Below are 13,148 nucleotides of genomic sequence, written 5' to 3' on the forward strand. Positions count from 1 at the left end.
GTGATTCTAAACGTAACGTCCTCTACGCTAGAAAGCTATTTAATAAGAATAGACAAATAATAGTTAATTTAAAAAATAAAGAATTTGATAATGTTCTAACCGATACCGCTATATATAATTCTTTTCAAGAAAAATCCTATTTTGATGATAAAGGAAAATTACATTTGGTAGCAATGTTAGTGGGGGTAGATAAAAATGGGGATAGTTTATACTTTAATAAAATAATTAAGAAAACTTGTGAGTAATAAAATAAATTATGGTGAAGACTTTAAAATATTTGTTGTGACTATTAATGGTGAAGCTGAAAGTTGCTGCGAAACCTCAACAAGCTTCATCACCTCCACTACAAAAAATTGAAGTTCAGCAGGAGCATAATGAAGATAAAAAACCTGTCGCTGTAGCGAGTTTAAGTGGTTGTGTATGTAAAGATTATGATTTGATCTGGGGAGCTAAAGTAAATTGTGCTTTTAGAAAAAAAGTTATTGAAATTTCAAAGGAGTTATGGGGAGATGCTAAAAAAATTGAAAAAGCAAATATGCTTATGGCTGTATTTGCATGGGAAAGTGGGGGAACATTTGCTGTTGATGTTCCGGTAATACCCCCATTTTTAATTGAGTTAATGAGTAGACAATCCAAAGCCCTTATTATTGTTTAAAATGAGGTGGATAACCATTAACTGACATATGAGGTCGCTCATGATTATAGAAGCGCTGCCATGCAGTTGTATAGTCCTGCACCTCACTAAGATTTCGAAATAAATATTGATTTAAACATTCATAACGAACTGTACGATTAAAACGCTCAACATAAGCATTTTGCTGTGGATTGCCTGGCTGAGTAAATACATGTTCAATATCATGCTGGATACACCATGCTGCCATTAAATCACTTATATATTCAGGTCCATTGTCGGAACGAATCCGCTTAGGTTTACCTCGCCATTCGATTAACTGATCCAGCCCCCTGAGCACACGCTGAGCAGGCAATGAGAAGTCAACCAGTATGTCTAGGGACTCACGGTTATAATCATCAATCACGTTGTGAACACGATAGCTTCGTCCATCACTCAATTGGTCATGCATAAAGTCCATTGACCATGATTCATTCTTAGCAGTAGGTACTGCAAGCGGTTCAGGTTGTTCTCGCTTAATACGTTTGTTGGGTTTAATTCTTAAATTAAGCTCAAGCTCCTTATAAATTCGATATACGCGTTTGTGGTTCCAAGGGTTACCTTTGACATTGCGCAGGTACAAAAAGCAAAGTTTAAAGCCCCAAGTCTTATTCTCATTGGTGAGCTTAATCAACCAATCTGCAATGATCATATTCTGCTCTTTTAATTGAGCCATATAACGATAGCAGGTTTGACTAACTTGAAAGATGAGACAGGCCTTGCTCACTGATATTTTATATTGCTCAACGGCTTGTTGAGTAAGTAACCTACGTTGCGTTGGCCTTAAAACTTTTTTGACAATGCATCCTGAAGGATATCTGCTTTGAGTCGCTCATCGGCATACATACGTTTAAGACGAGCATTTTCAGCTTCTAGCTCTTTCAATCGAGTCATCATCGAGAGATCCATGCCACCGTATTTGGACTTCCATTTGTAAAATGTGGCCGAACTCATTCCATGTTCACGGCATAGGTTGGGAACAGGTGCTCCTGCTTCAGCTTGTTTCAAAATACTCATGATTAAGCTGTCTGAATATTTAGATGTTTTCATAGAAAATCTCCTTAAATCAAGGGTATTTGATTTTCTACTTTTAAGTTCAATTATTTGAGGGGAGCATTACCACTGAGTTTCCTTATTTTTAATCCAGATGATGCGATTTCATATGTTTTGTATGATAATAATTTAGTGAGTATATTGATCAAATATGAGAATAAAAGTATCTATATATACGACAAAAATATGGGTAATGGAATGAGTATTAAAAATATAACTCAGAATTATAAAGGATTTAAAATTGAAAAAGTAAATACTAAGGGGGTAGGTGATTCTCAGCAAGATTTTACTTATAATGTTTTTGATAGAGATCAAGAAAATAATATTTTAATTTTTGATATAGTAAATGATGAAATACAAGGTATTTATTTAGAAAAAAAGGATTTAGCATATCTAATTGTGATGAGTAATAATTACTACCTAAATTTAGCACCACTTACAAACGTATTTTGTTAGTGGTGCTAATATTAAGATTTAATCGAGAAAAAGATTAAACTTCTAAAATATTTTCTAATACGTCCTCATTCGGTGCAAAATAATAAGCACCATCCATGGGGGTGACAAAATGCAGCAAGCGATCATGAATGCCATCCCCACTGCTTCCGAACATCCGCATTAACATTGCATCAATAATTTTTAAATCTTGAGTATAAGCAATAAAGAATAGTCCCTGATCCCCTCGACCATCTCCATAAGGTAAAGAATGGCGTAGAATCTCCATCTCCTCTCCTTGCTCATCTTCAACCACAGTGCGTGCCACATGGGCGTTGTTGGGTTTAACCTCATCCGCTAATTCAATAGACTCTAACTTGCTGCGGCCCATAACATTTTCTTGGGTATCGACGGTGAGTTTTTTCCATTTTTTTAAGTCATGCGCATAGCGCTGAGCAAAGACAAAGGAGCCTTCGGTAAAAACACCCGCCTCTTCTGCTAAAAGTGCAGTTTCAGCCCGATCATCTGGAAATTGTGGGTTTTCGGTACCATCAATAAAACCAGTTAAGTCGCGGCCATCAAAATTGCGAAAGCACACACGTTCATCTAGCACTTCGACTTGATCTTGAATGCCATCAAAAAACGCTTGGCTTAGTGCAAAACAAATATCAGTCCGCTGTGAAGCCAGATGAATTAGCACGTCGGCAGGCACAACCGGCATGTCGAATGCACCATGAATGCGTTGTAATTGTTTAAATCCTACGGGGGTTTGTGGATAGAGTTTTGCCCACAGTTCTGGCCCAAAAGCGATGCCGGTTTTAATTTGTGCATTGGGATGCTGGGTGATTAAACGATCTCGCGTACTCAATAACGCGGTCAGTTTTTCTTTTAATTCAGCAATGCTTAAATCTTTTAGACGTAAAACAATAAACCGAGCATGATCTGAAGGTAAGGGTAAAATGACAGATTGGGCGCTCATACAAGGTTCCTAAAAAGGCGGCGAATAGATTATTTGCTGTATTGTGCCTGATCAGCACAACGCTGAAAAGTTTATAATTTTGTTTTGGTTTTTAATTTATTCGGCGACTTAAAAATAATATCATAAGGCCATCGTTTTAGTGTTTTATGCTTTATGTCTTATTCCGCTTGGCTCAGCTTTATGCTGACCTGTTGGTTGATTAGTGTTTCACCGGGCGCAGGTGCGATTGCCTCTATGTCGAGTGGATTGCATTATGGTTTTCGCCGCGGCTATGCCAATGCTGTGGGGTTACAACTGGCGCTCTTGCTACAAATTGCCATTGTGGCTGCAGGTGTGGGCGTTCTTTTTGCCAGTACAGCATGGGCATTTTTAGTGGTGAAATGGTTTGGTGTCGGCTATTTATTGTATTTGGCCTATATGCAATATCAGGCACCTGTTCAAGCCATGAAAATGCAGACACAAGTGCCGAATAAATCATTACTACAATTGCTGCTGCATGGTTTTTTGGTCAATATGAGTAATCCCAAAGCTATTGTTTTTTTACTCGCGGTTTTACCGCAATTCTTAGATCTCTCTCAACCGCAATGGCCGCAATATTTGCTGATGGCCGCCACCATGATTGGCATTGATTTGATTGTAATGGCTGGCTATACCGGCCTTGCTGCTAAAGTTTTACGCCTCTTAAGATCAGCCAAGCAGCAAAAATACATCAATCGAACATTTGCTGGACTGTTCGCGGGTGCTGCAATGCTGCTCAGTTTTTTGCATCAATAATCAATCTCAATGCATTAGATGTCTGCAAATTTTCTTTAATTTACAGATAAAGCCCATCTTATTTAGGGCAGATACACGTTATTAACTGACCGATTTAAAAAATTTAGCCCACTTGAAATACGGTAAAAATAAGTACGCGTTCTGAAAAAATATTCTGCGCAGCACATTTTACTCACTGCTTGTGAGGGTAGTTTGGTTGAATATGGGCCTAAGCCAAAAGCGAAAATGTTTGAATTCATGAACTGTAGGTTGTCATCGTGTTGTATTGGATCAAGCGCTACTGATAGATAAAAAGCGTATAAAAAACGGCCCGAAGACCGCTCTGTTTAACCCGAGAATTAACTACGACAGTTAAACTAATTTTTTCATTTTTTGTACGGTAAAAATCAGGGCAAAAACAAGGGCCATAGTCAATACAATGCTTAAACCGGTAGAGATATTCACCACGGCACTTGACCATAAACCGATGGTAACGCCCAGCTGTGCAATCACAAATGCCCACAGCACCATCTGCTGCGGCGAGTGGGCCAGTAATCGAGCGGTCAGTGCAGGAATAACCAACAATGCGCCCATCAACAATGAACCCACCGCACGTAACGCTAACACGGTAAATAAAGCCAACAGCAACATAAACACCAAGCGTTGCCACTTTGCATTGACCCCTTCGCTGATGGCGATATCGGGATCAATGGCAATCTGAATTTGTGCGCGCCAATTTCGATACAGCACAACCAATGCCGCCATAATCACCAAGGCAAACATTGGTAAATCTGACCAAGAAATTTGCAGTAAATCACCAAATAAGTAGCTCAGTAACTCTGGTCTTAAGCTGGGAATATGTTGAATAAACAATAATCCTGAGCAGAGTAAAGTCGCAGAGCACAGTGCCAATAAGGCATCATTGGGTAGGCGAGGGTCATGTAAGACCCATAAAATTGCCACCAATAAAAACGCCAAGAAAGTTACCCCAAGCCATAAGGGTGCACTTAATGCACCGGCAAGCGCCACCCCCAACAAAGTCCCATGTGCCATGGTGTCGGCAAAAAAAGACATCCGCCGCCACAGCATTAAACAGCCCAGTGGGGCAGTCAGAAACACCAGTAGCGTTCCCATGGTCCATGCCGGTAATAACAGTTGTAACCATTCCATCATGGCTTAAGCTTCCGGTTCAGGGTGGATATGAGGGCGCGGATCATGTTGGCAGGGGATAGCACTGTCGCCATGGGCACAATGGTCGTGATGATGTTGATACAACACCCGATTATTCCCGAAAATAGCTTGATATTCAGGGTGTTGTTGCACATTCTCTGGTAGGCCGCTACAGCAAATGTGTTTATTGAGACACACCACGCGATGCGTGCCTTGCATCACCCATTGTAAATCGTGTGAGACCATGAGTACGGCACACTGATATTTTGCTGGCAGACTACGTACATATTCATACAGCTCAGCTTCAGACTGAATATCCAAGCCTTGCATCGGTTCATCTAGCACTAAAACATCGGGTTGGCGCAGTAAGGCCCGCGCCAACAACACGCGTTGCCGTTCACCGCCCGACAGTTGCTGCACTTTGGCATCTTGTAATTTGCTAATACCGGTATCGCAAATTATTTCTGCTTTTTTGATTGCATCACATTTTTCTAATGCCAATAAATCCTGCACCCGTAAAGGCAAGCTGTGCGAGGGATTAAATTTCTGCGGCACATACGAAAATTTTAATTTTTTCTTGCATTGAATTTTACCTGAACTGGCTTTAACAATGCCCAAGAGTACTTTAATGAGGGTGGATTTCCCTGCGCCATTGGGACCAATTAGGGTCACAATTTCTTGCTCGTGCAAAGTGAAATCGATCTGCTTTAGAATATCTCGATCATCAATCCGCACACTGATTTTATCTAAACTGATCAGCGGGGAGGGCATTACTGTTTGTGGTGACACTGCTGACATATCCCCGAAATTTCAATAATACTGTGCTGAGCAGTAAATTGATCAGATGCTGCAAGGGCATCTAATTGTGTAAGTAAACCTTGCGCTGAGGCTTCGGTCACATTTTTGCAGGTGGTACAAATTAAAAAAGCCGCCTGATGGCCTTCCCGTGGATGACAACATGGAATATAGGCATTAATAGAGGTTAAACGATGAATTAAACCTTTTTCCAAGAGAAAGTCTAAAGTCCGATAAACGGTTGGTGGCGCAGCAGGGCGGTCAGAATCGCTCTTGATTTTGGCTAACAAGTCATAAGCCCCCATCGGGCCGCTGGCATTTAAAATCAGTTCCAGCACTTCTTTACGCAGCGGCGTTAAGCGCGCACCTAAAGCGGCACACAGGCTTTCAGCCTCCGCCAAACGTATTTCGACATTATGATGGTCATGTACGCCATGTAATGCATTGTGATGTTCATGCGAACATAAGCTCATAACCTAACCTCAGATGCGAAATCTATCAAAATAAAAACAACATTAAATCTTAACATGAAGCGCGTATGGTTTCGATTAGACGTAGGTATTTTTATCGATTTGTTATATTATAACATTTGCTATCTATTGAGTGATGATGTTCCATGTCCCGTTTTTTTACATTTTGTGTCTTGGCTTTATGCAGTAGTTTAAGCTGGTCACAGAGTTTGGTGGTTTCAACGCATCCTATTTATCTGATTGCTGAAGAGATTACGCAAGGGATTGAACAGCCTGTGCTTTTATTGGCTGATCAAAGTGGACATGATATTACGCTGACGCCGGCACATCGTAAGGCTATTTTTGATGCCTCCTTGGTGATTTGGTTAGGCAAAGCTCATGAAGCGCCTTTGGATAAACTGTTGTCGAATAATCCCAAAGCCATTTCGATTTTAGACTCTGCCATTGTACAAACTTTGCCGCAGCGCAACAGTCGTGGCATGGCATTAAACAATACGGTTGACACTCATGTTTGGCTGGATCCAAACAATGCAGTACGAATTGGTTTCTTTATTGCGGCATTACGTTCGCAGCAATATCCTGAACATCGTGATGCCTACTGGGCCAATGCCAAGCGCTTCGCCCAAGAGATGTTCTTAAGTGCGCAGCAATACAATACGCGCTTACCGGCAGCCAGTTACTGGTCATACCATGATGCCTATCAATATTTAGAACGGGCCTTAAATTTAAAATTTGCCGGTGCTTTGACTGAAGATCCGCATGTCGCTCCGACCCTTGCACAAATTAAATACCTCAATGACAATCGGCCTTATCCAAAGATGTGCCTGCTGGCCGAGGCACATGCCAGTCAAAATCAATACCAAAAACTCAAACCCATCATCTTTCAAGCGGTCGATGAAACCATGAAAGGGCAGGGGGATTTCGTCGAAGGATGGAAGGCTTTGGCTGCGCAAACGCATAGCTGCGTAATAAATACACGAAAATAATGCAAAAAATAATCAACGATTGCTGTAACACCTGATCTGGTGCGGATTGAAAAAAAACCGACTTAAGTCTGGAAACGATTGCAAGTTCAGGGGGGTAACTCTATAATGCCTGCGATTAAAAACGATCATCAGTTAAACTTGTCAAGCATGAATGCTGTGAGTGAATAAATAATGAGCCGAACTAGTCGCTTGATTGATCGACGATTAGCGAAAGCTTTAGTCCTCTTGCAGGCAGGTATGATTCCTGTTTCAGCCTTGATCGCGTGGGTCTTGAAAGACTCAACGGCAGCCATAAGCGCCGCACTTGGTGCGTTGGTTTGTTGGCTTGCCAGTTGTTATTTTTCTTGGCAATCGTTTCGAGCCGCAGGTGCACGAGCTTCAAGAGATGTTCTTTCGAACATGTACCGAGGCTTAATGGGCAAGTTTAGTATTGTGGTTGTTGGTTTTATTTTAATTTTAATAAATGTTAAACCGTTGTCAGCGGTGGCATTGTTTTGTGGTTTTATGCTCGTTCAAGCCATGTCGTGGATTGCCCCATTTTGGGTGTCACGGCAACAAAAATGAGTATATGCACAATAAAAATTGACGATTTTTTTAGGAGATGAGCGAGATATCAAGCAGCACGCGATATTCGTTCACTCTATTTAGTATTTGACATTGACCAGGTGTGATTTATGGCTGCTGAAGAACATGCCCTCACTTCGACCGAGTATATCAAGCATCACTTGACCAATATGACCTATGGCAAGATGCCAGATGGCTCATGGAAGTTGGCTGAGAGTGCTGAAGAAGCTCATTCGATGGGGTTCACTGCAATTCACTTGGATTCAATGGGTTGGTCTATCGGCCTTGGTTTGATTTTCTGTGTGTTGTTCTGGATAGTGGCGAAAGCTGCAAATGCTGGTGTTCCTACCAAGTTCCAGTCTGCCATTGAAATGATGATTGAATTCGTAGACTCCAGTGTTCGTGATACTTTCCACGGAAAGTCCCGTTTGATTGCACCCTTGGCACTAACCATTTTTGTGTGGATTTTCCTCATGAACTTAATGGATTTAATGCCGGTAGATTTTATTCCACATCTTGCTACTTTAATTGGCAGCAATGTATTTGGAATGGATCCACATAGTGTGTATTTCAAAATTGTGCCTACAACAGATCCTAACATCACATTAGGGATGTCTTTATCTGTCTTTGCTCTTATCATTTTCTACAGTATTCGTGAAAAAGGTATCGGCGGTTTTGTAGGTGAATTGGCACTCAATCCATTTAATCCAAAGAATCCAATCGCTAAAGCGCTTTTAATTCCATTTAACTTGCTTTTGGAATTGGTAACTTTCCTTGCACGTCCAATCTCATTGGCTCTGCGACTTTTCGGTAACATGTATGCGGGTGAATTGATCTTTATCTTGATCGCGCTACTACCGTTCTGGATCCAATGGGCGTTGTCTGTGCCTTGGGCGATTTTCCATATTTTGATTATCACCCTCCAAGCTTTTATTTTCATGATGCTCACCATCGTTTATTTAAGCATGGCAAGCGAAAAGCATTAATGGTATTGCCTAACTTTCAGCTGATGGTTAGGCACAGTTTTTTAAACTTAATTAGGTGAGAACCTAACATCTGAGGAATTTTTCATGGAACCAACTATTATTCCAGGTTTAGTTGCTATTGCTGCTGCTATCTTGATCGCTTTTGGTGCTTTAGGTACTGCGATCGGTTTTGGTCTACTAGGCGGCCGTTTTCTAGAAGCTGTGGCACGTCAACCAGAATTGGCTCCACAACTTCAAACTCGTATGTTCTTAATCGCAGGTCTTCTTGATGCTGTGCCTATGATCGGTGTTGGTATTGGCTTGTTCTTCATCTTTGCTAATCCATTTGTAGGTTAATCGGCTTAATTCCTAAATTAAACTATTGAGGAATAGCAATGAATATTAACCTCACATTGATCGGCCAAGCGATTGCATTTGCGATGTTTGTCGCATTCTGCATGAAGTTTGTATGGCCTCCACTAATCAATGCGATTAGTGAACGTCAGCGTCGTATCGCTGATGGCTTAAATGCTGCTGAAAAAGCAAAAGCTGACCTTGCTGATGCGCAAGCACAAGTGAAGCAAGAGCTAGATGTAGCAAAAGCAAAATCGGCTCAACTGATCGAACAAGCGAACCGTCGCGGTGCACAATTGATCGAAGAAGCGCGTACCCAAGCAGCTGCTGAAGGTGAACGTATTCGTCAACAGGCTAAAGAAGCTGTTGATACAGAGATCAATGCTGCTCGCGAAGAATTGCGTCAACAAGTTGCTGCTTTGGCAGTAACAGGGGCTGAGAAAATTCTTAGTCAACAAGTTGATGCAGAAGCTCACAATGCCATGCTTATTCAGCTGGCTGCTAAACTTTAAGCGAGGCGAATATGGCTGAACTCTTGACGTTAGCACGCCCGTATGCCAAAGCAGCATTTGCTTTCGCTTCTGAGCACAGTGCAACTGACAATTGGTCGAATGCGTTACAAATGCTCAGTGCTGCAGTGCAAGACGAAGCATTTGCCGCTTATTTGAATCGCCCTGAGCTGACTCCTGTTGAGCAGGTAAGTGTTTTTGCAAAAGTTTTAGGTGAACATCAAGGCCAAGCGCTGTCAAACTTTTTGACGCTATTGGCGGAAAACAATCGTTTAACGTTGTTGCCTGAAATTGAAGAAGAATACGAACTCCTCAAATCACAGAATAATAATACGGTGGATGTGGTAATTGAATCCGCATTCCCAATGACTTCTGTGCAGGAACAACTACTTACTCACGCATTAGAAAAACGTTTTAATGCTGCGGTAAGTGTTACTGTTGAAGTCAACCCAGCGTTAATCGCCGGTGTTGTTATTCGTACAGGCGACCAAGTGATAGATGACTCTGCGCTTAACAAGCTTGAAAAAATGCGGACTCGTCTTCTAGCGTAATGGTTTATAAAATATATTTATAAAGAATTACTGCATAGAAGAAGACTGAACTTATAAAAGATTGAGGTATAGCGCAATGCAACAACTGAATCCATCCGAGATCAGTGCGCTCATTAAACAGCGTATCGGCGATCTGGACACCAGCGCAACCGCTAAGAACGAAGGAACCATTGTTACGGTTTCCGACGGTATTGTGCGTATCCACGGCCTTGCTGATGCAATGTACGGTGAGATGATCGAATTCGACGGCGGCTTATACGGTATGGCACTGAACCTAGAACAGGATTCAGTGGGCGTCGTTGTTTTAGGTAACTTTTTAAACCTTCAAGAAGGTCAAAAAGCGCGTTGCACAGGTCGTGTATTAGAAGTTCCGGTTGGTCCTGAACTTCTTGGCCGTGTAGTAGATGCTTTGGGTAACCCAATTGATGGCAAAGGCCCAATTGATGCAAAACTCACTGATGCTGTTGAAAAAGTAGCACCAGGTGTAATTTGGCGTCAATCAGTGGATCAACCTGTACAAACTGGTTATAAATCAGTAGATACAATGATCCCAGTCGGCCGTGGTCAACGTGAGTTGATCATTGGTGACCGTCAAACTGGTAAAACAGCAATGGCGATCGATGCAATTATTGCTCAGAAACATTCTGGTATTAAATGTGTTTACGTGGCAATTGGTCAAAAACAATCGACTATTGCCAACGTGGTACGCAAACTAGAAGAAACGGGTGCGATGGCGTATACCACTGTGGTGGCTGCGTCTGCATCTGAACCTGCAGCAATGTTGTATTTGGCGCCGTATTCGGGCTGTACAATGGGCGAATATTTCCGTGATCGCGGTGAAGATGCACTCATCATTTATGATGACTTGTCTAAACAAGCGGTAGCGTATCGTCAAATTTCTTTGCTTTTACGCCGTCCACCAGGTCGTGAAGCATATCCGGGCGACGTCTTCTATTTACACTCACGTTTACTTGAACGTGCATCACGTGTATCTGCTGCGTATGTTGAGAAATTCACCAACGGTGAAGTGAAAGGCCAAACAGGTTCTTTAACTGCATTACCGATTATTGAAACTCAAGCCGGTGACGTATCTGCATTCGTACCAACCAACGTAATTTCAATTACTGATGGTCAGATCTTCTTAGAAACATCATTATTCAACGCGGGTATTCGTCCTGCGGTGAACGCGGGTATTTCGGTATCACGTGTTGGTGGTTCTGCGCAAACCAAGATCATCAAAAAATTGTCTGGTGGTATCCGTACTGCTTTGGCGCAATACCGTGAATTGGCAGCATTTGCTCAATTTGCATCTGACCTTGATGAAGCTACGCGTAAGCAGCTTGAACATGGTCAACGTGTAACTGAATTAATGAAGCAAAAACAATATGCTCCATATTCAATTGCTGACCAATCTGTTTCAATTTATGCATCTAACGAAGGTTATATGAATGACGTTGAAGTGAAGAAAATTGTAGACTTTGATGCTGCATTGATCTCTTACTTCCGTTCAGAAAATGCCGCGTTAATGCAACAAATCGATGCCTCTGGTGATTACAACAAAGACATCGAAGCTGCAATCAAAGCAGGTATTGAAAGCTTTAAAGCGACTCAAACCTACTAAGTTTCAACTGTGTTGAGAATTTAGTTTTGGTTTGGTTCACGGATCAACCTTCGGAGGCTTGAAAAAGCCTTCGAATACTAGGTTTAGCGTATGGCAAATTTAAAAGAAATTCGCGCCAAAGTAGCTAGTATCAAGAGCACGCAAAAGATCACTCGCGCGATGCAAATGGTAGCAGCTTCTAAGATGCGTCGTGCGCAAGAGCGCATGGCTCAAGGCCGTCCGTATGCCGAAAATATGCACCGTGTAATTGCTCACTTGGTACAAGCGAATCCTGAATATAAACATCGTTATATGGTTGAACGCCCAGTAAAACGCGTTGGCTATATTATTGTGTCTTCAGATCGTGGTTTAGCCGGCGGCTTGAACATTAACTTGTTCAAGAAAGTGGTTAAGCATGTACAACAACAACGCGAGCAGTCAATTGAAGTTCAATTTGCTTTAATTGGTCAAAAAGCGGTGTCGTTTTTTAAAAGCTACGGCGGTCAAGTTCTAGGTGCTACGACAAATGTCGGTGATACACCAAGTCTTGAACAGTTATCAGGCTCAGTACAAGTGATGTTGGATGCCTATGATAAAGGCGAGTTAGATCGCATTTATTTGGTGTCAAACGGCTTTGTCAATGCCATGACTCAAAATCAAAAAGTTGAACAACTCGTTCCTTTGGCAGCTGCTGAAGATGGCGAGAATCTTAACCGTTCTTATGGTTGGGATTACCTCTATGAGCCAGAAGCTGAACAGCTTTTAAATGGCTTATTGGTTCGCTATATCGAGTCTGTGGTGTATCAAGGTGTGATTGAGAACATCGCTTGTGAGCAGTCTGCGCGTATGGTTGCGATGAAAGCTGCGACCGACAATGCAGGCGATATTATTAATAGCTTACAACTGATTTATAACAAGCTGCGTCAAGCCGCGATTACTCAGGAAATTTCTGAGATCGTTGGTGGTGCCGCTGCCGTTTAATATTATTTTGAATTGAGGAGACAGCAATGAGTAGCGGTCGTATCATTCAGATCATCGGCGCGGTTATCGACGTCGAGTTTGAACGCAACAGCGTTCCTAAGATCTATGACGCTCTCCAAGTTGACGGTACTGAAACTACTTTAGAAGTTCAGCAACAACTTGGTGATGGTGTAGTTCGTACAATTGCGATGGGATCTACTGAAGGTCTTAAACGCGGTTTGAACGTAACTAACACAGGTGCACCAATTTCAGTTCCAGTGGGTACGGCTTGTTTAGGTCGTATCATGGACGTTTTGGGTCGCCCAATTGATGAAGC

General features: G+C 41.9%; 16 protein-coding genes and 2 pseudogenes. 13 read left to right on the top strand and 5 right to left on the bottom strand.

The features are described from left to right. Positions 1-245 (top strand): annotated as a pseudogene (locus SE27_RS14355) (hypothetical protein); the annotation flags it as partial. A 47-nt stretch (positions 246-292) separates the two neighbouring features. Further along, the gene (locus tag SE27_RS14020) at positions 293-655 is read left to right on the top strand and encodes a hypothetical protein (RefSeq protein WP_039620604.1); all 363 of its coding nucleotides are present in this window, start codon (positions 293-295) and stop codon (positions 653-655) included. Here the strand turns inward: SE27_RS14020 and SE27_RS02615 are convergent. After that, positions 645-1,720, bottom strand: a protein-coding gene (locus tag SE27_RS02615; RefSeq protein WP_148308911.1) for an IS3 family transposase whose coding sequence is annotated in 2 segments (ribosomal slippage) — positions 645-1,468 and positions 1,468-1,720 — 1,077 coding nt in all. Because the reading frame shifts where the segments join, the coding sequence is not laid out codon by codon here. The two genes, SE27_RS14020 and SE27_RS02615, sit on opposite strands and share 11 nt — an antisense overlap. Positions 1,721-1,921: 201 nt before the next feature. Here SE27_RS02615 and SE27_RS13820 point away from each other — a divergent pair. After that, the gene (locus SE27_RS13820; RefSeq protein ID WP_148308912.1) at positions 1,922-2,179 is read left to right on the top strand and encodes a hypothetical protein; all 258 of its coding nucleotides are present in this window, start codon (positions 1,922-1,924) and stop codon (positions 2,177-2,179) included. Between the two features lie 34 nt (positions 2,180-2,213). On the opposite strand, the gene SE27_RS02630 is transcribed toward SE27_RS13820, so the two are convergent. Beyond that, a complete protein-coding gene (locus SE27_RS02630; RefSeq protein WP_039620608.1) occupies positions 2,214-3,134 on the bottom strand; it encodes a Dyp-type peroxidase in 921 nt (306 codons plus the stop codon). A gap of 153 nt (positions 3,135-3,287) precedes the next feature. Here SE27_RS02630 and SE27_RS02635 point away from each other — a divergent pair, with 153 nt between their 5' ends. Continuing rightward, positions 3,288-3,908, top strand: a complete 621-nt coding sequence (locus SE27_RS02635) for a LysE family transporter (protein ID WP_039620610.1) — start codon at positions 3,288-3,290, stop codon at positions 3,906-3,908. Between the two features lie 351 nt (positions 3,909-4,259). On the opposite strand, the gene znuB is transcribed toward SE27_RS02635, so the two are convergent. The 3 genes from znuB to SE27_RS02650 are packed head-to-tail and all read right to left on the bottom strand — an operon-like array spanning position 4,260 to position 6,325. Continuing rightward, on the bottom strand, positions 4,260-5,060 hold the full coding sequence (gene znuB, locus SE27_RS02640; protein ID WP_039620612.1) for a zinc ABC transporter permease subunit ZnuB: 801 nt from the start codon (positions 5,058-5,060) through the stop codon (positions 4,260-4,262). Positions 5,061-5,063: 3 nt separating this feature from the next. After that, positions 5,064-5,855, bottom strand: a complete 792-nt coding sequence (gene znuC / locus SE27_RS02645) for a zinc ABC transporter ATP-binding protein ZnuC (protein ID WP_039620614.1) — start codon at positions 5,853-5,855, stop codon at positions 5,064-5,066. After that, positions 5,828-6,325, bottom strand: coding sequence for a transcriptional repressor (locus SE27_RS02650; protein ID WP_039620616.1), 498 nt, complete (start codon positions 6,323-6,325; stop codon positions 5,828-5,830). Before SE27_RS02650 ends, znuC begins: the two co-directional genes overlap by 28 nt. A gap of 143 nt (positions 6,326-6,468) precedes the next feature. Here SE27_RS02650 and SE27_RS02655 point away from each other — a divergent pair, with 143 nt between their 5' ends. The 9 genes and pseudogenes from SE27_RS02655 to SE27_RS14360 form a co-directional block, all read left to right on the top strand. Further along, complete coding sequence (locus SE27_RS02655) at positions 6,469-7,308, top strand: metal ABC transporter solute-binding protein, Zn/Mn family (protein WP_039620618.1); 840 nt, start codon at positions 6,469-6,471, stop codon at positions 7,306-7,308. 171 nt (positions 7,309-7,479) lie between these two features. After that, the gene (locus SE27_RS02660) at positions 7,480-7,872 is read left to right on the top strand and encodes an ATP synthase subunit I (protein WP_039620619.1); all 393 of its coding nucleotides are present in this window, start codon (positions 7,480-7,482) and stop codon (positions 7,870-7,872) included. Positions 7,873-7,982: 110 nt separating this feature from the next. Next, on the top strand, positions 7,983-8,858 hold the full coding sequence (gene atpB, locus SE27_RS02665) for a F0F1 ATP synthase subunit A (protein WP_039620621.1): 876 nt from the start codon (positions 7,983-7,985) through the stop codon (positions 8,856-8,858). Between the two features lie 84 nt (positions 8,859-8,942). Then, entirely contained in the window at positions 8,943-9,194 is a 252-nt protein-coding gene (atpE, locus tag SE27_RS02670; RefSeq protein WP_039620623.1) for a F0F1 ATP synthase subunit C, read from the top strand. A gap of 38 nt (positions 9,195-9,232) precedes the next feature. Next, positions 9,233-9,703, top strand: coding sequence for a F0F1 ATP synthase subunit B (locus SE27_RS02675; protein ID WP_039620624.1), 471 nt, complete (start codon positions 9,233-9,235; stop codon positions 9,701-9,703). A gap of 11 nt (positions 9,704-9,714) precedes the next feature. Continuing rightward, the gene (locus SE27_RS02680) at positions 9,715-10,251 is read left to right on the top strand and encodes a F0F1 ATP synthase subunit delta (RefSeq protein ID WP_039620625.1); all 537 of its coding nucleotides are present in this window, start codon (positions 9,715-9,717) and stop codon (positions 10,249-10,251) included. Between the two features lie 76 nt (positions 10,252-10,327). After that, positions 10,328-11,872: a F0F1 ATP synthase subunit alpha gene (gene atpA / locus SE27_RS02685; RefSeq protein WP_039620628.1), complete on the top strand. Its 1,545-nt coding sequence runs from the start codon at positions 10,328-10,330 to the stop codon at positions 11,870-11,872. Between the two features lie 90 nt (positions 11,873-11,962). Further along, complete coding sequence (gene atpG / locus SE27_RS02690; RefSeq protein WP_039620631.1) at positions 11,963-12,832, top strand: F0F1 ATP synthase subunit gamma; 870 nt, start codon at positions 11,963-11,965, stop codon at positions 12,830-12,832. Between the two features lie 26 nt (positions 12,833-12,858). Beyond that, positions 12,859-13,148 (top strand): annotated as a pseudogene (locus SE27_RS14360) (F0F1 ATP synthase subunit beta); the annotation flags it as partial.

Origin of the sequence: Acinetobacter harbinensis (assembly GCF_000816495.1) — a bacterium.
Lineage (GTDB): Bacteria > Pseudomonadota > Gammaproteobacteria > Pseudomonadales > Moraxellaceae > Acinetobacter > Acinetobacter harbinensis.